The sequence below is a fragment of the Pantoea sp. X-Soil-TKNS-1280 genome (assembly GCF_059730475.1).
In genome coordinates this window covers 331,880-353,083 of the sequence record NZ_AP035963.1, presented here as the reverse complement: position 1 = coordinate 353,083, position 21,204 = coordinate 331,880, and the positions used below count along the sequence as shown (strand labels likewise).

Annotated in this window: 19 protein-coding genes; 11 read left to right on the top strand and 8 right to left on the bottom strand. The window is 53.5% G+C overall.

From position 1 onward, the window contains the following. The first annotated feature begins 226 nt into the window (after positions 1-226). Positions 227-1,111, top strand: a complete 885-nt coding sequence (locus tag AC6I8X_RS21570; protein WP_409521787.1) for an ABC transporter substrate-binding protein — start codon at positions 227-229, stop codon at positions 1,109-1,111. 120 nt (positions 1,112-1,231) lie between these two features. On the opposite strand, the gene AC6I8X_RS21565 is transcribed toward AC6I8X_RS21570, so the two are convergent. After that, a complete protein-coding gene (locus tag AC6I8X_RS21565; RefSeq protein ID WP_497841062.1) occupies positions 1,232-2,110 on the bottom strand; it encodes a PfkB family carbohydrate kinase in 879 nt (292 codons plus the stop codon). A gap of 24 nt (positions 2,111-2,134) precedes the next feature. On the opposite strand from AC6I8X_RS21565, the gene AC6I8X_RS21560 reads away from it, so the two are divergent. Then, a complete protein-coding gene (locus AC6I8X_RS21560) occupies positions 2,135-2,980 on the top strand; it encodes a BtpA/SgcQ family protein (RefSeq protein ID WP_497841061.1) in 846 nt (281 codons plus the stop codon). Beyond that, positions 2,980-3,621: a TenA family protein gene (locus AC6I8X_RS21555; RefSeq protein WP_409521786.1), complete on the top strand. Its 642-nt coding sequence runs from the start codon at positions 2,980-2,982 to the stop codon at positions 3,619-3,621. The genes AC6I8X_RS21560 and AC6I8X_RS21555 overlap by 1 nt, the downstream gene beginning before the upstream one ends. Here AC6I8X_RS21555 and AC6I8X_RS21550 read toward each other — a convergent pair. Continuing rightward, positions 3,618-4,124 carry a phenolic acid decarboxylase gene (locus AC6I8X_RS21550; RefSeq protein ID WP_313688483.1) on the bottom strand — a complete coding sequence of 169 codons (507 nt, stop codon included), beginning with the start codon at positions 4,122-4,124 and terminating at the stop codon, positions 3,618-3,620. The two genes, AC6I8X_RS21555 and AC6I8X_RS21550, sit on opposite strands and share 4 nt — an antisense overlap. Before the next feature lie 99 nt (positions 4,125-4,223). Here AC6I8X_RS21550 and AC6I8X_RS21545 point away from each other — a divergent pair, with 99 nt between their 5' ends. Continuing rightward, complete coding sequence (locus tag AC6I8X_RS21545) at positions 4,224-5,126, top strand: LysR family transcriptional regulator (protein WP_497841060.1); 903 nt, start codon at positions 4,224-4,226, stop codon at positions 5,124-5,126. Here AC6I8X_RS21545 and AC6I8X_RS21540 read toward each other — a convergent pair. Then, positions 5,097-5,612: a GNAT family N-acetyltransferase gene (locus tag AC6I8X_RS21540; protein WP_497841425.1), complete on the bottom strand. Its 516-nt coding sequence runs from the start codon at positions 5,610-5,612 to the stop codon at positions 5,097-5,099. The genes AC6I8X_RS21545 and AC6I8X_RS21540 overlap by 30 nt on opposite strands. Positions 5,613-5,709: 97 nt before the next feature. Here AC6I8X_RS21540 and AC6I8X_RS21535 point away from each other — a divergent pair, with 97 nt between their 5' ends. After that, complete coding sequence (locus AC6I8X_RS21535) at positions 5,710-6,603, top strand: LysR family transcriptional regulator (RefSeq protein ID WP_497841059.1); 894 nt, start codon at positions 5,710-5,712, stop codon at positions 6,601-6,603. A gap of 32 nt (positions 6,604-6,635) precedes the next feature. Here the strand turns inward: AC6I8X_RS21535 and AC6I8X_RS21530 are convergent, their stop codons facing one another. The 3 genes from AC6I8X_RS21530 to AC6I8X_RS21520 all read right to left on the bottom strand — a co-directional run bounded on the left by AC6I8X_RS21530 (position 6,636) and on the right by AC6I8X_RS21520 (position 10,846). Then, positions 6,636-8,735, bottom strand: a complete 2,100-nt coding sequence (locus tag AC6I8X_RS21530; RefSeq protein ID WP_313688477.1) for an FUSC family protein — start codon at positions 8,733-8,735, stop codon at positions 6,636-6,638. A 355-nt stretch (positions 8,736-9,090) separates the two neighbouring features. Then, entirely contained in the window at positions 9,091-9,807 is a 717-nt protein-coding gene (locus AC6I8X_RS21525; RefSeq protein WP_497841411.1) for a substrate-binding domain-containing protein, read from the bottom strand. Beyond that, complete coding sequence (locus tag AC6I8X_RS21520; protein WP_313688475.1) at positions 9,773-10,846, bottom strand: ABC transporter substrate-binding protein; 1,074 nt, start codon at positions 10,844-10,846, stop codon at positions 9,773-9,775. The genes AC6I8X_RS21525 and AC6I8X_RS21520 overlap by 35 nt, the downstream gene beginning before the upstream one ends. Before the next feature lie 175 nt (positions 10,847-11,021). On the opposite strand from AC6I8X_RS21520, the gene AC6I8X_RS21515 reads away from it, so the two are divergent. The 5 genes from AC6I8X_RS21515 to efeB all read left to right on the top strand — a co-directional run bounded on the left by AC6I8X_RS21515 (position 11,022) and on the right by efeB (position 18,640). After that, positions 11,022-13,148, top strand: a complete 2,127-nt coding sequence (locus tag AC6I8X_RS21515; protein ID WP_497841410.1) for a TonB-dependent receptor — start codon at positions 11,022-11,024, stop codon at positions 13,146-13,148. Between the two features lie 13 nt (positions 13,149-13,161). Continuing rightward, positions 13,162-14,181 (top strand): ABC transporter substrate-binding protein, encoded by a 1,020-nt coding sequence (locus AC6I8X_RS21510; protein ID WP_497841409.1) that lies wholly within the window; start codon positions 13,162-13,164, stop codon positions 14,179-14,181. Between the two features lie 352 nt (positions 14,182-14,533). Further along, positions 14,534-16,126 (top strand): iron uptake transporter permease EfeU, encoded by a 1,593-nt coding sequence (gene efeU / locus AC6I8X_RS21505; protein ID WP_497841408.1) that lies wholly within the window; start codon positions 14,534-14,536, stop codon positions 16,124-16,126. A gap of 30 nt (positions 16,127-16,156) precedes the next feature. After that, positions 16,157-17,371 (top strand): iron uptake system protein EfeO, encoded by a 1,215-nt coding sequence (gene efeO, locus AC6I8X_RS21500; protein ID WP_497841407.1) that lies wholly within the window; start codon positions 16,157-16,159, stop codon positions 17,369-17,371. A gap of 3 nt (positions 17,372-17,374) precedes the next feature. Beyond that, positions 17,375-18,640 carry an iron uptake transporter deferrochelatase/peroxidase subunit gene (gene efeB, locus AC6I8X_RS21495; protein ID WP_313688966.1) on the top strand — a complete coding sequence of 422 codons (1,266 nt, stop codon included), beginning with the start codon at positions 17,375-17,377 and terminating at the stop codon, positions 18,638-18,640. Positions 18,641-18,691: 51 nt separating this feature from the next. Here the strand turns inward: efeB and AC6I8X_RS21490 are convergent, their stop codons facing one another. Beyond that, entirely contained in the window at positions 18,692-18,997 is a 306-nt protein-coding gene (locus AC6I8X_RS21490) for a YdgH/BhsA/McbA family protein (RefSeq protein WP_299449877.1), read from the bottom strand. Between the two features lie 541 nt (positions 18,998-19,538). Here AC6I8X_RS21490 and zinT point away from each other — a divergent pair. Further along, positions 19,539-20,186, top strand: coding sequence for a metal-binding protein ZinT (gene zinT, locus AC6I8X_RS21485; RefSeq protein WP_497841406.1), 648 nt, complete (start codon positions 19,539-19,541; stop codon positions 20,184-20,186). Here the strand turns inward: zinT and AC6I8X_RS21480 are convergent. Then, a complete protein-coding gene (locus AC6I8X_RS21480; protein ID WP_497841405.1) occupies positions 20,183-21,091 on the bottom strand; it encodes an alpha/beta hydrolase in 909 nt (302 codons plus the stop codon). The genes zinT and AC6I8X_RS21480 overlap by 4 nt on opposite strands. Positions 21,092-21,204: the final 113 nt, after the last annotated feature.

Sequence of the window (21,204 nt, the reverse complement as noted above, 5' to 3'; positions counted from 1 at the left end):
TTTTTCCTTTAGCGCTTTTCATCCAGCCACCGAACGGAGTTCGTGACGGAAAAGTAATAAAGGCCGCCAATGCAGGCAGCAGACATTATGTTTGCTGTTACAGATATTTGTCCCGCAAAAAACTTACCCACCAGGGTGCAGACACTTTTTGATGAGGGCAACGATGATGTTATTTAACACCAGCAAGAAAAGCGTTCTTTCCTGTGTTGTACTTCTCTCTTCGATAATGACGACTTCCGTTATGGCGGCTTCGGCTGATTATGCTTTGGTGCAGATAAATCAGCAGGCATTATTTTTTAATCAGATGAATAAAGGCGCGCAGGAAGCGGCAAAAGCCAGCGGTAAAAATCTCGTTATCTTTAACGCTAACGATAATCCTGTTTCACAAAATGATGCGATTGAAAACTATATTGAACAGGGCGTGAAAGGCATTATGGTGGATGCCATTGACGTTAATGGCATCATGCCCGCAATAAAAGAAGCGGCAGCGAAAAATATTCCGGTGATTGCTATCGATGCGGTATTACCCGCAGGCCCACAAGCGGCTCAGGTGGGGGTAGATAACGTTGAAGGCGGCAAGATCCTCGGCAAATATTTCCTGGGTTATGTTGATAAAAGTATGGGCGGCAAAGCGCGTGTCGGTATTGTTGGCGCGCTGAATTCTGCCATCCAGAATGAGCGCCAGAAAGGCTTTGAAGACACCATCAAAAGCAATAAAAACATCAGCGTGGCCGATGTGGTTGATGGCCGCAACATCCAGGATGACGCGATGACGGCGGCGGAAAACCTGATTACCGGCAACCCGGACATGACCGCGATTTATGCCACCGGTGAACCGGCACTGCTCGGCGCGATTGCGGCGGTGGAAAACCAGGGACGTCAGAAGGATATCAAGGTGTTTGGCTGGGACCTGACTGCCCGCGCCATCAGCGGTATCGATCAGGGTTATGTGGTGGCGGTACTGCAACAGGACCCGGAAAAAATGGGTGAAGAAGCCGTCAAAGCCCTGAATGCCATCAGCGCCGGTAAAACGGTGCAGAAACACATCCAGGTACCGGCGACGGTGGTGACCAAAGAGAACGTAGGCAGCTATCGCGCCATGTTCAAATAAATATTAAGGCGCACATCGCGCAATGCCGTTCAGCTAAGGCACATTCCGTAGCGGCGCGATTAATCGCGCGGGTCTGGCAGAACATGCAAATGTCTGAAAAGAGCGCGATAAATCGCGCCGCTACGACGGATTTGTGCAGGTCAAAATGGTTTGCAGTTCTGCGCGAGTAGGGAAAGCGCCCCAGGTCCCCCGGCGGCTGACGGTGATGGCTGCGGCCGCAGTGGCATGACGCAATGCCAGCGCGTCCGGCAGGGTCTGACGCAGCAGGCTGGAGGCCAGCATCACGGCAAGGAAGGTATCACCCGCGCCGGTGGTATCGACAACCTCGGCTTTGACGGCGGCGACCTGCCAGCTCTGCTGGTCACGCTGTAATTGCGCACCGGCAGCGCCCAGGGTGGTGATCAGGCTGCCGTGCGGTGGCAGCATCGGGATCAGTAAGGCCGCTTCTCCCTGATTGACGACCGCGATGTCTACCCAGGGCCAGCAGTGGGCAAAATCCGGATTCACCGGGGAAGGGTTAAATACCGTGGTCATGCCCCGGGATTTAGCCTGCTGGAACAATGCCAGAGTGGTTTGCGGGGAGAGATTTCCCTGCTGTAAAAAAATATCTCCCGGTTGCGCCGCTGTTAAATGTGCGCTAACGCTTTCCGGGGTGAGACTATTTGCGGCGGTATTGCTGGTCATAATGGCATTGTCGCCATCAGCCGTGGTGAAAATAACCGAGTTGTCACTAAAGGTAACGGTGGCCACGGAAGGTAGCAGCGTCAATCTTTCATCACTGGCGCGCTGGCGTAACCATTCGCCCTGTGAATCTGCGCCGGTGGCAGTAATTAATGTGGTGGCAATGCCGCAGCGGGATAATACCATCGCCTGGTTGGATCCTTTGCCACCTACATCACTATGGACTTTATTTCCCAGGGCGGATTCACCCTCGGCAGGAAAATGATCAACCTGCCAGAATTCATCAACGGTAATATTACCGCATACATAGATATGCATGGTTTTCTCGAAAAGGTGATTAAGATGGCAGTTATCTCATCAGAAAAGAGTGATGCAATTCAAGAAATATTTTCACGCTCAAAAGCGGTGATAGGGGTTATTCATTGCGATGCCTTTCCTGGTTCGCCAAAATATCGTGGTGCGCCTGTTTCCGATATTATCGATCGCGCACTGCGGGATGCGGAAAATTATCTGGCAGGCGGGGTGCATGGTTTGATTGTTGAGAATCATGGCGATATTCCGTTTTCGAAACCGGAGGATATCGGCCCGGAGACAGCCGCATTTATGGCGGTGATCACCGAAAAAATTCGCAGCCGTTTTGGTGTACCACTGGGAATTAACGTGCTGGCGAATGCGGCGATCCCGGCACTGGCAACGGCGCTGGCCGGTGGCGCGGATTTTATCCGGGTCAATCAATGGGCCAATGCCTATGTGGCGAATGAAGGTTTGATTGAGGGGGCAGCGGCCAAAGCGTTGCGTTATCGCAGCCAGCTACGCGCTGAGCATATCCGGGTGTTTGCCGACAGCCATGTGAAGCACGGCAGCCATGCGATTGTCGCCGATCGTTCCATTCCTGAGCTCACCCGTGACGTGGAGTTCTTTGAAGCAGATGCGGTGATTGCCACCGGGCAGCGCACCGGCGATAGCGCCACGTTAAGCGAAATCGATGAAATCCGCAGTGCCACCTCGTTGCCGTTGCTGGTGGGATCGGGTGTTACGCCGGGTAACGTCTGCGAAATTCTCGGTCGCACTCAGGGCGTAATTGTGGCCAGCGCGCTGAAACGTGATGGTGTCTGGTGGAATGAAGTGGAACTGGCGCGCGTGAAACATTTTATGAACGTGGCTAAAGCCGTGCTGGAGGAAGAGTGATGTCATTCACCGATCGTCTGTTACAGGAACATCAGGCACTCTGGCAGGAAATGCAACAACATCGTTTCGTGCTGGATATTGAACAGGATCAGCTCGATGAGGCGGTATTCAATCGGTATCTGGTGTTTGAAGGCAACTTTGTTGCCACCGCTATCGCCATCTTTGCGCTGGGCATCAGCAAAGCGCCCGGCATCCGCCAGCAGCGCTGGCTGATTACAGTGTTGAATGCGCTGGTTGATACGCAGATTGCCTGGTTTGAAGAGGTTTATGCGCGGCGCAATATTGATCCGGCCAGTGTTCCGGGCGATCTGCCGGGGGTACAACGTTTCGATCAGGGCATGTTGCACACGGCGCAGCAGGGCAGCTATGCCGACATCATCACCATCATGTTTGGTGCCGAATGGATGTACTACCACTGGTGCGCACGGGTGGTCCAGCAAACCCAAAGCGATGCAGATGTGCGCCGCTGGGTGGAGTTGCATGCCGAGGAGGCATTTTATCAACAGGCGAGCTGGCTGAAAGCCGAACTGGATGCCTGCACAGCCACGCTGCCGGAAAGCGAACGGCAGCGGCTGTCAAAGCTGTATGCGGAGGTATTGCGCTGGGAAATCGATTTCCATAGCGCTGCCTGGCTGGATTAGCGCAGATTAGCCGGGAAGTCGGCGGGCAGTTCGCTCGCCGCACAGGCAATCACGCTCTCATCATCGGGACCGCAGTCGCGCACAAAGGTAATGGTGGCAAATTCATCAATCACGGTGGTCGGATAAGTGGGGCCCTGTTCACGATACGCCGCCATTTCACTCAGATGTTCATTCTGGAAGCAGACGGTTTTTTCCGGATTCAGCATCACCCACTGCGGGAAGAAAATGGTGCCGTGAAAGACAAGGTCAGCGAGGTTGGCGATCAGGCTGACGTCGGTGCCGGTCGGTTCGGTCCAGGAAATTTTATACACCGCGTCGGCGACCCGCACGATGTAAGCCTGCTGATCTTTCACCCAGCGATTTCCCACCAGACCACTGTGAATACGGTAGTCGAGGGTGGTGGCATTTTTCACGTAGATCTCGTAATTCCAGCCATTGTCGTAGGTGTAGACCAGGTGTTTACCAATAAAACCGCTCAAATCTTGTTTATCAAAGGTGCTCATTTTTCATCTCCTTCAGTTGATGAACTCACAATACCTCTGTAAAAAATGAATGAATAACGCTAATTTTGGATAGTTTTAATCTAAATATTGGATGTATTCATGTTTAAGACCACGCTGGAACAATGGGCTATCCTCGATAAAGTCGTTGAACTGGGCGGATATAATCAGGCGGCGGAAGCCATGAATCGCAGCCAGTCATCCGTCAGCTACAATCTCTCGTTGCTACAGCAACGCATTGGGATTTCATTGCTGCGTATTGAAGGCAGGCGTGCGCTGCTGACCCCTCCGGGGGAAACCCTGCTGGCGCAGGTGCGTCCATTGCTGAATGCCTTCCATGTTTTGGAGTCGCGCGCGGCCAGCTTGCATGATGGGGTGCGTACCCAGCTGGAACTGGTGGTTGACAATATTTTTCCCCGCCAGACGCTATTTCGCGTGTTGCAGCAGTTCCAGCAACAATACCCGGCGACGCAAATTCAACTGACCGAGGTGCTGGAATATGACGATCCGCTGCATCCGGCGGTGCCTGACGCCGATGTGATGGTGATGACGCGCCGCGAAGACGTCTCCGGACGCGGGCAATGGCTGATGAATGTTGATTTTCTCGCGGTTATCCATCGCGACCATCCGCTACTGAGCTTAGCGCAGCCGCTGACGGAATATGACCTGTCACGCTATCCGCAAATCCGCATCGGTACTTCGCGCTCGCAGGCACCGAATGCCTCGGTGGGGCAATCAGAACAATGGTTTTTCTCGACGGTAGATACGGCGGTTGAAGCGGTGATGCACCAGGTGGGATACGGCTGGTTACCGCAGGAGCGCATCGATGAGGCACTCCGGCAGGGGGTGCTGCAACCGTTACCGCTTAATCACGGTGGTCGGCGCAGTACGCCGATGCATCTGATTGTGAAAAAGGAACTGATCCCGCTGGATGACCAGGTGATTGCATTGGTAGAGCTGTTTACCCGCTATTGTTCAGGGCAGGGTACGGTCTCCGGTACCTAATTCACGCTGCATAATCACCGTATCCAGCCAGCGGCCGTGTTTGAATCCCACTGAGCGTAGCGTGCCGGTAACGGTAAAACCGGCTGAACGGTGCAGGGCGATGGAGGCATCGTTTTCACTGTTGCCTACCACACCTATCATCTGACGATATCCGTGCTGTTCGGCCCATAACAACGCCTGCGCCAGCAATTTTCTGCCGATACCGCGTCCGGTATATCGCTGGTCGATATACACCGAATCTTCGAGGCTAAAGCGATAGGCAAAACGTTCGCGCCAGCGCGACAGGTAGCAATAGCCCAGCACCACACCGTCTTCGATTGCCACAAACCACGGCAGCCCGGCGGCGTTAATTTTTTGCAGGCGAGCCAGCAGGGTGGCTTCATCAGGCGGTTCGGTTTCAAAGGTCGCGCAGCCGTATAACACGTGGTGCGCATAAATCTGTTGGATTGCGGGGATATGTTGTTCTTCTGCCAGCAAAATTTCCATGGTACGACTCTCGTTTGTTATCTGCATTCAGGCTAACCTGTTGCCTGAATCCGCGGCAGCCCGTCGCGCTTATCCACGCTATAAGGAATTTTTAGAGATGGCCAGTCTCAATCTCGATCACCTGGATACCTTCCGCCTGGTTATCAGCCGGGGCAGCTTTTCCGGCGCGGCAGATGCGCTGGGCCTGTCGCAACCGGCTGTCAGCCTGCAAATCCGTCAGCTGGAGCAATCATTGCAAACACGCCTGATTGAGCGTACCGGGCGCGGGGTCAGGGCCACCGCAGCAGGGCAGGCGCTGCTGGAGCACAGCGAATATATTGCCAGCGTGATTGCCACGGCACGGGCCGCCGTCACCCAACATGCTGATGAGATCAGCGGTACAGTGATCATTGGCACGGGCGCGACCGCCTGTATCCATTTATTACCCCCATTGCTGCAACAATTACGCCAGCAGCATCCACAGCTGAAAGTGGATGTGAGGACCGGCAACACCGCCGCCATTATACGCGCGGTAGAAGAGAATCAGGTGGATATCGGCCTGGTCACGTTGCCGGTAAGTAGCCAAAGCGTGCATGTCAGCCCGTTATATGAAGAAGATTTCAGGCTGATTGTGTCCAGGGAGACATTAGCGCCGGTAGCAACGCCAGCGGAACTGGCGTCGCTGCCGTTGATCGTGTTTGAACCGGGTAGTGGTACCCGAGCGGTTATTGATGCCTGGTTTCGCGAGGCGGGTCTGCGCCCCACGCCAGTGATGGAGCTGGGAAGTATTGAAGCCATCAAACGTATGGTGCGTGCCGGATTGGGCTACAGCCTGGTGCCCGCGATGGCGCTGGCGCAGGAGGAAGACCGGGTGGGATTGAGCATCTTTGCACCGCAGCCTGCATTGCAGCGCAGTCTGGGTACCGTGATGCGCCATGATCGAATAGTCAGTCGTGGGATCACGTTGGTGCTGGACGTTCTGCGCCATGCAAAGGATATGAAGTATCTCTGACCTTCCAATGATCGAAAAAACGAGTGGGACAGCTATCGCAGCGGCAAACGGTACATCTTTTGTTGCATCAATTCAGCCTGACGCGCATTCATCACCGGCCAGGCATGCTGTGGAAACAAATACAGCCGCACGCTGGCAAGATGGAACATTGGGGTTAGCAGGCTCTCGTCCCACATCGCCAGACGTTCCAGCATCAGCAGCAAGGTATCGATTTCATCCAGCAAATCAGGATGGGGGGTGGTCTGCAACGATTTAAGACGTCGCTTCAGAAACAAACCCAGCTCGTGAAACATTTGCCCGCTATCGAGATGATATTTCGCCAGCAAATCTTTATGACGTGCATAGTAGTCAAAGCTGTTCACCCCCAGCCAGACCTCATTCAGCAGCATACCCGCCGAGGTCATATCAGGTTGCGGATCAAGGCGCAGACGCGGTAGCACCACATTCAGCTTATCCAGCATCAGGCCGATAAAACGTTGGCGTCCCAGTAACGATGAACCGTTACGCTCCGTCTCTTTAATAAACCGTAACAGTTCGCGCAGACCAATACGCACTGCACGGCGGGCAGTCCAGGACGGTTTTTTATTGCGCAGAATAGCGGTAAGGATGACTGCAAATAACACGCCGGTCATTGAAGAAATGGCAGTATTGGTCAGGGCAACAAGGTCAGGTCGCAGATGGTGGCCCAGGCCAATAAAACCCGGAATCTGAATGGCGACACTCAGGCCAATCATGTTGGTGGTGGGGCGGGCAATCATCAAGCCGAGTAATACCAGACCCGGAGCCAGGCAAATCATCAGCGCCTCAAAAGATGTCGCCTGCGGCAGCAGGATAGCCACGTAAATCACACTGATAAAGATGGCGACGATAACTCCCCGCACAAATAGCTTCATCGAAGTGAGCGGCGTATCGAGGCTGGCAAAAAACGAACTCAGAATGGCCGCCATCACCGGGGCGGATGCGCCGTCGCGCCAGCCCGTCGCCATCCACACCAGACAGGATCCAAAGGTGGCACAAAAGGCGGTTAGGGCGGATAGGCGGATAAGCCCCTTGTCAAAAAAGCGGTGGGTACGTTTGCCGCGCGCCAGGGTGGTATCACCGGAAAGATCGCTCACCAGCCCACCTACGCTTTGATAGGCTCCGGCGATGCGCACAAAGTCCGTCAGACGCTCCAGTACACCGATAAGTAACAGGTGGGATTCGGTAGGCAACTCGCCCAGACGCCAGGTTTCGTTAAGTTCCTTCTGACAGGTTGCCAAAGCCTGTTGAATATCGCTGGTTTCACCCACCGCCTCACCGTCATGTAACCACAGCAGGAACTGACGGAAGGTTTGTGCCACATTTTCCGGGAAAGTGATTTGCAATGCTGACAATTTTTGCAGGCGAATTTCAATCGCGATAAGCGTTGGGATCAGATAAGACAGATGCTGGTACTGCACGCTGACCAGACGAATCAATCGACGCGCCGCATCCCCCTCGTACACGCAGTGGGTGATAAGAATTTCTACCTGCTGCGGATTGGTCGCCATGCGGATCAGAATGTCATCACGCTCAGGGGATTTATCCGTCGGGATACCGGAAAGCAGGTCGCTACATAGCTTGCGTCCATTGAGGTACCACTGGCTGACACTCTGCTCCAGCAGGCTGCGCATGGAGACCGGAAACAACAGGCCATGTACCAGGCTGCTGCACACGATGCCTAGAGTGATCTCTTCAATGCGAGATAACACCGTATTGGTGATCGCCAGTGGGGTGGTGACTTCCGGGAACCCCATGATCGCCGCGCTGTAACCGGCCAGCATAAAGACATAACTTTTCGGCGTGCGATCGTGCAGCGACAAATACAAACAGACGCTGACCCAGAGCGACACGCACAGGCTAAACAGCAGCGGATGCTCCACTGTCAGCGGAAAGATAAAAAAGATAAACACGCCACCCAACAAGGTGCCCATCAGGCGGAACACCGATTTGGAGATGGTGGAGGCTGAATAAAGCTGTGAGGAAACAAATACCGTGGTCAATGCCCAGGCAGGTTTATCCAGGTTCAGTTCCAGTGCGAAATATAATGCCAGAAAGGCGGCCAGACAGGTTTTAACAGCAAAAAAAACGGCGTTTTTTGAAAACCACGGCATGACAGTAATAAGACCAGGAGGAGGCGCTAAGTGCGGCGTATCCTGCCAGAATTAAAAAACCACTCACCCCGTTAAATATGACAAATTGTTTCGCAATCAAAAATGATGTTCTTACTCTGTGATCAATTCGCGATTAATTATTAAATATTTCTTATGCGGAAAAGGGAAGGAATCGCCGGGAGGAAGGCCGATGTGGCGTTATTTTGTTCAGGTTTTGCCGTTTTCCGGGTTTTATCCCGACTCTGCCATCAATATGTTAAATGTGATCTGGATCATGTTTTTGCCAATTCCCACAATTTTCGTGTTGCCACCATAAAATAATTTCGCGCTGACTGACGTGATTCCCTGCGCGAGATCAATCCATTACCGCTAAAAATCCGTATTGCCTGAGAATCTGCTGCGCTGCCGGGGACTGCAGGAAATCGGCCAGCACCAATGCCTGTGGTTGACACAACGCCCAGGCATATTCAGCCCGAACGTTATAGGGTGCCGGGATGCTAAATACCTGGAGTGTCGGAAAGGATGTCAGGCGAGGGGCGTAACTGGCATAGCCAATAAACATATCGGCGTGATTCCGGGTCAAAAGCCAGCTGGCGGCAAGCTCACCCGGCGGGATGGTCAGGCTGTCTGTTCCGCCGACCAGGCAGCGGGCTTTAGTCTGAATCTGCTGACCTAATCCAGAATGATGTTGTTCAATGTTGGCGAACAGTTGCCAGGTATAGTCACCGGAGGGATCACTGTGCGGTGTCGAGGTGGCGAGCGTCAGATCGGGGCGTGCCAGTAACGAAAGCCAGTCATCCTGTTCGGTGACGCGGTCACGTTTCACGGTCAGGCAAAGCGCATTGGCCGCAAAGCGGCCAGTTTTCAGTGCCAGTCCGCGCTGGAATAAATCTTCAGCGTGGCCGAGATTCGCTGAGGCAAACAAATCACAGTGAACCCCCGCCACAATCCGCTCGCGCAGCAGGCCAGCCGGGCCAAAATCCGTCTCGACAGTCAACCCAAATTCTGCCATTAAAGCTGGCCATACCGGTTTCAGGCTACCGGCTGCCAGGATGTGCAGCGGCGTTGTCATGATAATGCGTCCGGTAAAATTGTTGATACCATTGGTCAGCCTGTTTCTGCATATCAATATCGCGGAATTTTTCCGGATAGAGTTTCTTCGCCATCCACAACTCTCCCAGCCCAATGGCTTCAGGCATCGGATAGCCCCAGGCTTTGGCATATTCCGGCATTAACCATACACGATGATTTTTCACCGCATCGATGGTTTGCCACTGCGGGTTATGGGTAATTTCATCCACCACCTGCGGGTAGCGATCCTGGACAAAAATCACCTGCGGATCCCAGGCAATCACCTGCTCCATGCTCACCTGTTTAAAGCCCTGGATAGTCGATGCAGCTACATTGAGCGCCCCCGCGTGGGCCATCATCAATCCGGTATATTTGCCGGAACCATAAGTGGTGAGGTCCGGGTTTGCCATATAGGCACGCACGCGTTGCTGTGCCGGAACAGACTGCAAACGGTCGGTTACCAACTGGCGACCTGCAAAGGCAGCATTAATCAGCGCTTTCGCCTGTTGCTGCTTATTCACCACCTCACCAATGAGCGTGATGCCTTCCTTAATTCCCAGATTATAGGCCCGTTCTTCATCCTGCATGGAGGGATTGATTTTGCCCTGCTGACCGGCGTCGTCATGCCGCAAAGAGATAGCGATCACCGGAATGCCGAGGGCGGAAATTTTATCGATCATCTCTTTGGGGGCGTAGTTGGTCACAAACACCACCTGCGGATGGAGCGCCACCAGGCTTTCCACATCCACATGGGTAAGATCGCCAAGCATCGCTTTGTGATTGAGTTCCGGCACCAGCGTGGCGTAACCGTCACCCAACTGTTGCTTCCAGTTGGCCAGGATGCCGACGATTTTGTCGGTGGCGTTCAGTTGCACCAGCAAATTCAGGGTTTGATGTTGCAGCACCACGACACGGTCCACCTTGTCGGGAATGGTGACCTGGCGACCGATCTGATCGGTGACCACCCGGCTGGCAAAGCTGTGCAGTGAGGTAAGCAGTAAAACGCTGGCTAAGGCAAAGCGGGAAAAAGGGCGGTTCATAATGGCTCCTGATATCGATATGCACAGGATTATATAGCGATATGTGCCATGACTAAATATACGATTGCTCTTTTAAAAATTAACGATATATAATAATTTACATAACGATAATAATAACCTTACAAAACAATACCATAAATCAATCTTTTTTATTCAGTAAAGCAATGGCCAGGAAATGAAAATTAATTCGCGTAACACCCCGGTTATCAGTTTAATAAGCTTAAGCGTACTGATAGCGATTAATGCCAGTGCGGCAGAAAACACCACAGAGCAACCTGCTCTAACCGTCACCGCAGCACCCAATCAAACCCCTTCATCTGTCGATAAAAAAGCCACTTTGGGTAATTTAGGCAGCCAGGAAATACGTAATACCCCGTGGTCGGTTGAGACAGTTTCTCCGCAATTGATGAAGCGGCAGCAACTGAAAAGCATCACCGATATCTATCGCTATATGCCCTCGGTACAGGGGGATGGCGCGCGTCCACAGACGCGGGGTATGCAGGGCAGCGTGGTACAAAACAGCATGATCGATGGGTTGAATGTGGTCTCAACCACCGATTACGCCGCGGAACAGTTTGATCATCTGGAAGTGTTGAATGGGCTGGCCGGTTCGCTTTATGGCCCTGCCAACCCGGCTGGCTTATTCAATTTTGTCAGCAAGCGTCCAACCGATACGCCGCAGCATAGCATTACGGTCGGGGGCGGAACCGGGCTCAGCCATCTGCTGTCTGGTGATTTTAGCGGTCCGCTGGATGACAACGACCGGCTGCGCTACCGCCTGAATATGCTGGATGATGAAGGTAATGGTTACGTAAAAGGCAGTAAGAAACGTCGTCAGTTAGTGAGTCTGGCGTTGGATGCTAACCTTACCGATAAGACGGTGCTGGAAACCAACTTTAGCTATTACCATTTCTATGACAAAGGCTTGCCGGGTAAATTTGCGCTGGGCAGTGGCCTGACATTCCCCGCCGCGCCTGATCCGAAAACTGCGCATCTGGGCCAGTCCTATGCTGGTGATAACAACCATACGCTGACCGCAGGCGTGCATCTCAAGCACGATTTTGACGGCAACTGGCAGGGCGAAGTGGGGGTGTTACGACAAATCGCCGATCGTGAGTCAACGGCGGTCACTAATACCTTTACCGACAATAAAGGCCATTACACCACCACCACGTCTTCGGCCACCGCCAGTCGTTTTACCATCAACAGCTACATGGCGAATCTGAATGGTGAAGTGGATACCGGCTGGATTCATCACCAGATTTCCACCGGCCTGCGCGGTTTTGTCTGGAAAAATATGAACCCGATAGCGGGGGGGACTTCAACGTTGGGCAGTGCCTCGCTGGATAATCCGCAGGCCTTTGCTGAACCTGATTACCCGGATTTCACCGATCGCTACCATTCGGCGACTGCCACCCAACACGCCTTCCTGTTGAGCGATAACCTGTCGTTTTCACCCCAATGGAGCCTGTTGCTGGCAGGAAGCGAAAGTTTGCTCAGTTCGTCCAACTACAACAAAGCAGGCAGCCGTACCAGCGAATCGTCGAACAGTGGCTTTAGCGGTTCTGCCAGTTTGATGTACAAGCCGGTTGACCCGCTGACGCTGTATGTCAGTTACGCGGATAGCCTGCAACAGGGGGATACCGCACCAACCGGATCGAATAACGCCGGGAACATCCTCGCGCCTTACCGCAGCCGTCAGGTGGAGATGGGCAGCAAACTGGCGATTAATAACAAACTTCTCCTCACCGCCGCGGTGTTTCAGATCAAGCGCCCTTACGCCTATACCAATGCCAGTGGCGACTATGCCATCGATGGCGAACAGCGTAACCGGGGTATTGAGTTGATGGCTGATGGCGATGTCACTGATCGCTTACATATTTACGGTGGCATGACGTGGCTGGATCCGCGTTTGTTAAAAACCGCCAGCAAACAGACCGAGGATAAGCAAATCGTTGGTTTGTCGCGCTACGTCGCCAGCCTGTTTGCTGCCTATGATCTGCCGATGCTGAGTGGCACGGATATCCACGGCGGCCTGCATTATGTGGGTCGGCGCAGCACCGATAACCAGAACAATGGCTGGGTGAGCGGTTATACCACGCTGGACGCAGGAACAGCATGGAAAACCCAACTGTTCAACACCGCCACCACCTTCCGCCTGGATGTGACCAACCTGACGAATCGCCACTACTGGACCAATATCGTACCGGGTGGACTCAACGGTTACAGCGGTTCGGGTTACGCCAGCGCCCAGCTGGGCGAGCCGCGTATGGTTCAGGTATCCATGCAGCTTAACTTCTGACGGGAATACACCGATGTTGAAACCGATTTGCCGGTTAGCGCTGGCGCTGCCGTTATTGCTGGCCAGCGCCACTGGCCTGGCGCAAACCGTGACTGACGATCGTGGTAACCGGGTGGAAATCACCCATCCGGTCAACCATATTGCGGACGCCTGGTTTGCCCATCATTCGTTGCTGATGACGCTGGGGGCGGGTGACCGCATTGTCGCGACGGTTAACCATCCGGCAGATCGGCCGTGGATGTTTAAGGTTCAGCCGTCACTGAACCAGGCTTTACAGGCGCATGGTAAAACCTTCGCCAGTGAAGCGCTGGTGGCGCGTCATGTGGATGCGGTCTTTGTCCCGGCAAATGATCCGGATGCCCAGTCCTATCGCCTGGCGGGCATTCCGGTGCTGGAAATGCAGTTTGATGACTTCGACTCGATGAAGCGTTCTCTCACCACTACGGCAGCAGTGATTGGCACGCCTGAGGCGCAGGCACGAGCTGTGGCCTATAACCAGTATCTGGATCAGCAAATCGCCAGCATTCAGGCGAAAACTCAGGGATTGAGCAACAGCCAGCGCCCGACTGTGCTGCATATTCAATCGCTCCATCCATTGAAAGTGGATGGCCGCAACACGCTGATTGATACCTGGATCAAGCTTGCGGGTGGGCGCAATGTGGCGGCGGGGATTGATGGCAATATGAAGCCTATTTCACCGGAGGATGTGATTCGCTGGAACCCGGACGTGATTATCATAGGTGCTGGTGCGGGCAATCTGGCGGATTCTGATTACGCGGGCCTTTTCAATAGCGTGAAGGCGGTGCAGAACCATCGTGTCTGGCAGAATCCGGCGGGAGTATTCCCGTGGGACCGTTATGGCACAGAGGTTGCGTTACAGATTCAGTGGGCTGCCGCGAAGCTCCACCCGGAACTGTTTCCCGCACTGAACATCAATGAGGCGACGCGACGTTTTTATCGCCAGTTTTATCAGTATCCGCTAAGCGCTGCCGAGGCTGAACGGATATTGCAGGCGCTGCCGCCAGCCTCCTGATAAATAAAATCCCTGTCATATCAATCTGTTTCCTTTACATATCTCTACAATCGCAAAATAACCTCTGCCAGCTGGTGAGTAAACCAGCTGGCAAAATTTAACAGGTGTGTATTTTTAATACAGAAAACCGCCAAACAAGAGCTCCTGATTAATCAGGAGCTTCCTTAAGGTTAACTTAATGTTGTGATGTTCGTCACGATGGTTTGCCAGATAATATCTGGCGAACCAGAGATCAAATAGTGTTTTTCCTTTTTTTACTGCGTCGCTGTTGGGGAATATTTATTATTTTCATGTGTAGTGATACTAATAATTATTATCATTACGCTTTTAGCGACTATCTGGAGCACTCTACTTGCTGGCGACGTTCATTATCGCATTGCGCGAAGGTCTTGAAGCTGCATTAATCGTTGGTATTATCGCCGCTTTCTTACGCAAAAATGGCAAACCACTGACTGCCATGTGGGTGGGCGTGGTATGTGCTGTCATTCTCTCCCTTGCCGTCGGTTTTGTACTGAACCTGACTGAGAATGCCTTACCGCAGGCGCGTCAGGAGATGATGGAATCCGTTATCGGCCTGGTTGCGGTGTTCTTTGTTACTGGCATGGTGATGTGGATGAACTCCCATGCTCACAACCTGAAGCGCAGGCTTGAAACCGAAGCTGCAGAGGCGATCACCCGTTCCAGTGCGATGGCGCTGGCAAGCATGGCATTTTTGTCGGTGCTGAAAGAAGGGTTCGAGACCAGCGTCTTCTTACTGGCAACCTTTTCTGCCTCGCAATCGGCAATCTGGGCGGCGGTTGGCGCGGTTCTGGGCTTGCTGGTGGCGATCCTGGTGGGATGGGGCATTTATGCCGGTGGGATTCGTATCAATCTGTCCCGTTTCTTCCGTTTTACGGGTCTGTTCCTGATTCTGGTTGCCGCCGGATTAATTATCTCCGCCTTACGCAGCGCCCATGAAGCGGGCTGGCTGAATGCGGGGCAGCAGCGCGTTGCTGACCTCACCTGGCTGGTGACGCCGGGTACGATTCAGTCTGCACTGATCACTGGCGTGCTCGGCATCCCGGCCGATCCCAGACTGGTAGAGTTTGCTGGCTGGCTGATTTACATCGTCGCAGTTGCGGCATTGATCTATTGGCCAGCCCACCTGCGACCGGCACCCAAACGTGCGGCGCAATTCACCGCCGTGACCGGAGCAGGCCTGGCGCTCACCGCTCTGCTGCTGTTTCTGGTTTATCCGGCACCGAATGCCGATATCCCTGATGAAATTCCGCTGGTGAGTCGCGCTTCGCTGCAAACCGTGGGCCATATCAGTAGCCAGCCTGCGACAGGCAAACCCCAGTTTGCCGTTACCCTTGAGGGGCTACCTGTCGCCGCGCTGACGGTGGCTGATGATCAGTTAAGCAAAGTCACCACTTCTGGTAAGCAGGAGTGGCAGGCGGATTACAGCTATGAACCAGCCGACGCCAGCTCGCCACTGACGCTGGACCAGGTGATGGAAGCCTATGGCAACCGCATTCCGGTGGGATTAAGCCCGGCGCAGCATCCCGGTCCGTATCAGGCGAAATGGACGGTGAATTGCAGCGTGGACGCGACCATGATGCGTGGCGTAGTGGTGACCGCAGAATCGCACTCGTCAACCTATATCACTTTATCCGGCAGTGGCCTGCAGTCGCCGCGCACCATTAGTGCCCGCGCCCGCAACGCAGAAGCGGGCTGCGACTGGCAAATCAGCCCGACGTTTTCACAGGATATCGAGCAGCGCCTGCGTGATGCGGTGGCTGCGCAGGATGTCTACCACTTCTGGGCCGTTATTTTACCTTCGCTTTTTGCCATTCTGGCCTTCACCTGCTTTTTCTCAGCCAGTCGTCAGTTCAGACGACTAAAAGGTGTTCGCGCCCGAGGACGCAGCAAACAGGGACTGCTGGACAGTTCAACTCACCAATGACATTGCCTGAAAAACAAACAGGAAGGCACGATGAAGACAAAACCGTTCACCAAAAAATATGCGCTCATTGCGGCAGGGATTTCCGCGGCTCTGCTGCTTTCGGTTGATGCGCAGGCCGCAACACAGGCACCTGTGAAAAACGGTGTTTCGCAGGTCAATATCACCATGACCAGTGAAGGCGATGGCACCTGCCATATCGACCACACCACCGCGAAAGCGGGCCCGGTCACCTTTACCGTCGTGAATAAAACGGCGACGTCACTGACTGAGCTGGAGCTGCTGAGCGACAACCGTATTCTGGGTGAAAAAGAAAACCTGGCACCGGGCCTGCCAGCGGTGAAATTCACCCTGACGCTGGACGGTGGCACTTATCAGATTTATTGCCCCGGCGCGAAGCAGGAGCTGACTAACTTCACCGTGACGGGCAAGAGCGCGGCGGCACCATCAGGTAGCGCGGCGACCTTACTTAACGAAGGTGCGAAAGGTTATGGCGCTTATGTCAGCGGCGTGGTCGATGCCATGGTGGTGGCGGTCGATCGTTTGAAGGCGGATATCGACGCGGGCGATCTGGAAAAAGCCAAAGCTGACTACGCCAAAGCGCGTCCCTTCTATGAACGTATCGAATCTGATGTCAGTGGTTTCGTGTTGCCGGGCTTTAAAGCCACCGATAATGCGGGCAACCTCGACTATCTGATCGATATGCGCGCGTCTAACCTCGATCCGAAAGTGGGCTGGCACGGTTTCCATGCGATTGAACGCGACCTGTTTGAGAAAGGCGCTATCACTGCAGAAACGAAGCAAACTGCGGTGGAACTGCAGGCCAATGTCGGCAAACTGGACAAACTGATCAAATCTATCAACTTCAAACCGGAAGACCTGGCGAACGGCGCCGCGGATCTGCTGGAAGAAGTGCAAAGCACCAAAATCAGCGGGGAAGAAGAGGCGTTCAGCCATCTTGACCTGATCGATTTCGCCGGTGATATCGAGGGTGCCGAGCAGGCATTTGCCTTCCTGAAACCGGGCCTGGAAAAAATCGATCCCGACCTGACCAAACGCGTGAGCGAGCAGTTTGCTGCCGTGCATGCGTTACTGGAAACCTACCGCGATCCAGCGATTCCGGGGGGGTACAAATACTACACCGCCGAGCTGAAAGCTTCCGATGGCGCAAAACTGAGCCGTGCGGTGCAGGCGTTGCAGGAACCGTTATCAAAAATCGCTGAAAAAGTCGCAACCAGCGGAAAATAATCGATGAGCGATAAGTCAAAACCGGCCAGGGAGGCCGGTAATTTCACCCGACGCGATTTGCTGAAAGGGGCGGTGGCCAGTGCGCTGGCTGTTCCGGCCATCAGTGCAGCGCATGGACAGAATGAAGCGATCCACAACCCTGAGGATCGTGTTGATCTTTCTCGTGAGCATGCTTTTTATGGCACTGCGGGTCAGGCGGGCATTGAGACGCCACCGCAGCGTCATATTATGTTTATGACCTTTGATTTAACCTCGCACAATCCGCGTGATTTGCAGGTTTTGCTGGCACGCTGGTCATCCGCCATTGCGCAAATGATGCGTGGTGAAACCATTGGTCAGGTAGAACCGACCCGCACCAGCGGCGTGGGCAATGATACCGGCGAAGCGATGGATCTGGGACCCGCCTCGTTGACCGTCACCGTGGGCCTGGGGCCGCGTATTTTCAGCGAAGCGATGGGGCTGGCGGATAAAAAGCCTGCGCTGATGCGTGAGTTGATTCAGCTGCCAAGCGACAACTTCAGCCCGGAACTGACTGGCGGTGATCTCTCCATTCAGGCCTGTGCGGATGACCCTCAGGTGGCTTACCATGCGGTACGCAACCTGGCACGTATCGCCAAATCGACAGGCACAGCGGCCACACGCTGGTCGGTATTGGGCTTTGGTCGTGCCTCGGCAGGGAAAGGGCAATCTACGCCGCGTAACCTGTTTGGTTTCAAAGACGGCACGCGCAATATCACCGAAAAAACCGATTTTAACCGCCATGTGTGGATCAAAGATGATGGCCCGGCCTGGCAGCAGCAGGGTACCTACCAGGTGGTGCGGAAGATTCGCATGCACATTGAAAACTGGGATACCGACCGCGTCAGCGATCAAAACAATGTGTTTGGACGCCATAAGCTTTCTGGCGCGCCACTCAGCGGGCACAAAGAGTTTGATCAGCCTGATTTTGCAGTGAAAGATCAAAGCGGAGAACTCGTTATTCCGGCAACGGCGCATATCAGCCTGGCCGCGCATGAGAATAACAAGGGAATTCGGATACTTCGTCGTTCCTACAATTATACCGATGGTCTTAATAACCTTGGCTTGCTGGATGCGGGGCTGCTGTTTATCAGTTATCAGAATGATCCGGCGCACTTTGAAACATTACAGGCCAAACTGGGCGCGGCAGATGCGCTGAATGAATATATTTCTCATATTGGTTCCGGCATTTTCTTTATTCCACCGGCACCGGCTGAAGGTTCCTATATTGGCGCTGAGTTATTCAGCTAAATAACGACACATCGCCAGGGGAAGCGTATCTGGCGATGTGTCTCACGCGCGTTAGCCATATGCCACTTTGTCATTGATGTGATACAGCGTTGCGGTGGCCGCCATCACATGCTGACCATCATTGCCGGGTTTATGGGAATCCACATTGGTGATGTGGTAACCCACTGCACCGGCTTCCAGGGCCTTTTTTACAAAGGCGTCATTGAGTTCTTCCATTGATGTCACCCAGCTCACGCTGGTCACGCCTACGGGGTGGATCGACGCAATTTCACGGTGAGATAATCCTGAGCGGACCAGTACCGGATTAATTGTCTTCTCGGTAAAAATAGAAATGATGTCATTCACTAATGCTTTCATATCTGACTCCTCAAACGCTACTGTTAAGCCAGTTATACGTATGGTATCGGGTTGTTGTCGTTTAATCTTCGTTGATAAAAATCGACGGTTGCGCACGGCAGGTAATCACCACCGTTAGGAATAATAAATACCTTTTAGCCGGATGACTTTTAGCTTTAACTGCTAATTAACACGCAAGCAACCTTCTGCCACAACTCAATTAACTTTGTGCGAATGTTTTTTCATTTGATTACAATTAGCGGCGGCGACAGCGCCCAACAACATCACTTCGCACCATATTATAAATAAGTTGTTAAGCATTGGTTTAATGTGGGTTTGCCTGATGAGAAGTATGTAAATATTTCTCCATGCCACATCATAATAAACATTCTCTACGTCCGATTAGCCCAAAATGAATTTGGGCTTTTTTTTGGCCCTGCCTGTTATGCGGCGCTTTTTATCCGTCTTTTTCTCAGCCAGCAGGATGTGTCTGAGCAAACTTTGCGTTACAAATTGTTATGATATAACATCTCCACTTTAACCAATGGAGAGTGCAGTTGTGATGGGTAAATTTAAAAAAATAGCGTTATCTCTGGGACTTATGACCATCAGCGTTCAGGCGTTTTCACATGGTGATCATGCGCATGGTAAACCCCTGACGCAAAAGGAGCAGCAGGCGGCGGACGGGGTGTTTGCTGATCATGACGTACAGGACAGGACGTTAGCGGACTGGGAAGGGGTGTGGCAGTCGGTTTACCCTTTACTGCTTAATGGCGACCTCGACCCGGTGCTGCGCAAAAAAGTGGAGAAAGACAACAGCAAAACCTTCGACAGCGTCAAAGCGTATTACCGCAAAGGCTATGCCACCAACGTGGATACCATCGGTATCGAAAATGGCGTGATGGAGTTTCACATCGGCGATCAGTCCACTTCCTGTCGTTACACCTATGACGGACACAAAATTCTGACTTATGCCTCAGGTAAGAAGGGGGTGCGTTATCTGTTTAGCTGTCAGGACGCCACCAGCCACGCCCCCAAATACGTTCAGTTCAGCGATCACATCATCGGCCCACGTCAGTCGTCCCATTTTCATATTTTTATGGGCAACACCTCACAGGAGGCGTTGCTGAAGGAAATGGACAACTGGCCGACTTACTATCCGTGGCAGATGCAAAAGGCTGAAGTGGTGGACGAGATGTTGCATCACTAAACCTGGCGCGATAGCCACTTTTCATACAGGCCCGGCCATGCCACGGTGGGGGTGCCGGGCCGTCCCATACCAAAGCCATGCCCGCCCCGGCTATAACGGTGTAACTCAACGGCAACGTGCTGTTGTTGACAGGCGTGTTCCATAATCAGGGTGTTTTCAGGGTTTGATACCGGGTCATCCTCAGCCTGTACCAGGAAGAAGGGCGGTGACTGAGGACGAACATAATTTTGCACTGACCAGGCGGCGTTCTCGGTGGCTGATGCATGTGGGCCAACCAAAATCCGGTGGGTGGAGGTGTGGGTATAGGGTTGCTCCAGCGTGATGATGGGATAAATCAGTGCAGCCTGGTCAGCAGTGGCTGGCAACTGGTCGAGATCATCCTGTGGGGAATAAGAAGGATAATCAGGGCGGGTTGCGGCCAGCCCGAGAAGATGGCCGCCCGCCGAAAAGCCCAATACGCTGACCTGTTTTTCGCGTTGCCGTACCATCCGCAGCGCCCGTTGCGCATCCTGTAGTGAAACCTTGTTGCCATCTTTCCATCCTTCACCCGGCAGACGATAGCTGAGTACATAGGCAGTGATACCGCGTGCCACCAGCCACTCAGCGGCAGGCCACGCCTCTTTACCCATCTCAATTCGTTTATAGCCGCCGCCCGCAGCAATCAGCACGGCCTGACCACGCGGAACCGCGGGCCTGATCACCGTCAGGGTGGGCAGGGCGATATTGCGCTGAGCACCCGTTGCGGAAATGATCAGGTTGCCAGTCGGCCCGCCACCGCCGGGCGGTTCCCCCTGCCACAGGGGAATGACCGAACGTGAAACTGTCGGTGCGGCGAAAGCCAACCGGGTATGCCCCGCAACAAAAACGCTGGCAGCAAGTCCGGTCAGAAAATGGCGACGATCCATAGCAACTCCTTGTTAACGCGCGAAACCTCTATCCCGCCATACAATCCGGGAGAAAAGATGAAGTATTCAGCCCGCTGTGTAACAAAATGAATCGCGGATTGATTGTGGTGCTC

Bases quoted from the DNA above. Each gene is read 5' to 3' on its own strand.
- AC6I8X_RS21565 (WP_497841062.1), bottom strand. From the start codon at position 2,110: ATGCATATCTATGTATGCGGTAATATTACCGTTGATGAATTCTGGCAG.
- AC6I8X_RS21510 (WP_497841409.1), top strand. From the start codon at position 13,162: ATGTTGAAACCGATTTGCCGGTTAGCGCTGGCGCTGCCGTTATTGCTG.
- AC6I8X_RS21480 (WP_497841405.1), bottom strand. From the start codon at position 21,091: ATGGATCGTCGCCATTTTCTGACCGGACTTGCTGCCAGCGTTTTTGTT.
- AC6I8X_RS21490 (WP_299449877.1), bottom strand. From the start codon at position 18,997: ATGAAAGCATTAGTGAATGACATCATTTCTATTTTTACCGAGAAGACA.
- AC6I8X_RS21540 (WP_497841425.1), bottom strand. From the start codon at position 5,612: ATGGAAATTTTGCTGGCAGAAGAACAACATATCCCCGCAATCCAACAG.
- AC6I8X_RS21530 (WP_313688477.1), bottom strand. From the start codon at position 8,735: ATGCCGTGGTTTTCAAAAAACGCCGTTTTTTTTGCTGTTAAAACCTGT.
- AC6I8X_RS21570 (WP_409521787.1), top strand. From the start codon at position 227: ATGACGACTTCCGTTATGGCGGCTTCGGCTGATTATGCTTTGGTGCAG.
- efeB (WP_313688966.1), top strand. From the start codon at position 17,375: ATGAGCGATAAGTCAAAACCGGCCAGGGAGGCCGGTAATTTCACCCGA.
- AC6I8X_RS21545 (WP_497841060.1), top strand. From the start codon at position 4,224: ATGTTTAAGACCACGCTGGAACAATGGGCTATCCTCGATAAAGTCGTT.
- zinT (WP_497841406.1), top strand. From the start codon at position 19,539: ATGGGTAAATTTAAAAAAATAGCGTTATCTCTGGGACTTATGACCATC.
- AC6I8X_RS21525 (WP_497841411.1), bottom strand. From the start codon at position 9,807: ATGACAACGCCGCTGCACATCCTGGCAGCCGGTAGCCTGAAACCGGTA.
- AC6I8X_RS21520 (WP_313688475.1), bottom strand. From the start codon at position 10,846: ATGAACCGCCCTTTTTCCCGCTTTGCCTTAGCCAGCGTTTTACTGCTT.
- efeO (WP_497841407.1), top strand. From the start codon at position 16,157: ATGAAGACAAAACCGTTCACCAAAAAATATGCGCTCATTGCGGCAGGG.
- AC6I8X_RS21535 (WP_497841059.1), top strand. From the start codon at position 5,710: ATGGCCAGTCTCAATCTCGATCACCTGGATACCTTCCGCCTGGTTATC.
- AC6I8X_RS21550 (WP_313688483.1), bottom strand. From the start codon at position 4,124: ATGAGCACCTTTGATAAACAAGATTTGAGCGGTTTTATTGGTAAACAC.
- AC6I8X_RS21515 (WP_497841410.1), top strand. From the start codon at position 11,022: ATGAAAATTAATTCGCGTAACACCCCGGTTATCAGTTTAATAAGCTTA.
- AC6I8X_RS21555 (WP_409521786.1), top strand. From the start codon at position 2,980: ATGTCATTCACCGATCGTCTGTTACAGGAACATCAGGCACTCTGGCAG.
- AC6I8X_RS21560 (WP_497841061.1), top strand. From the start codon at position 2,135: ATGGCAGTTATCTCATCAGAAAAGAGTGATGCAATTCAAGAAATATTT.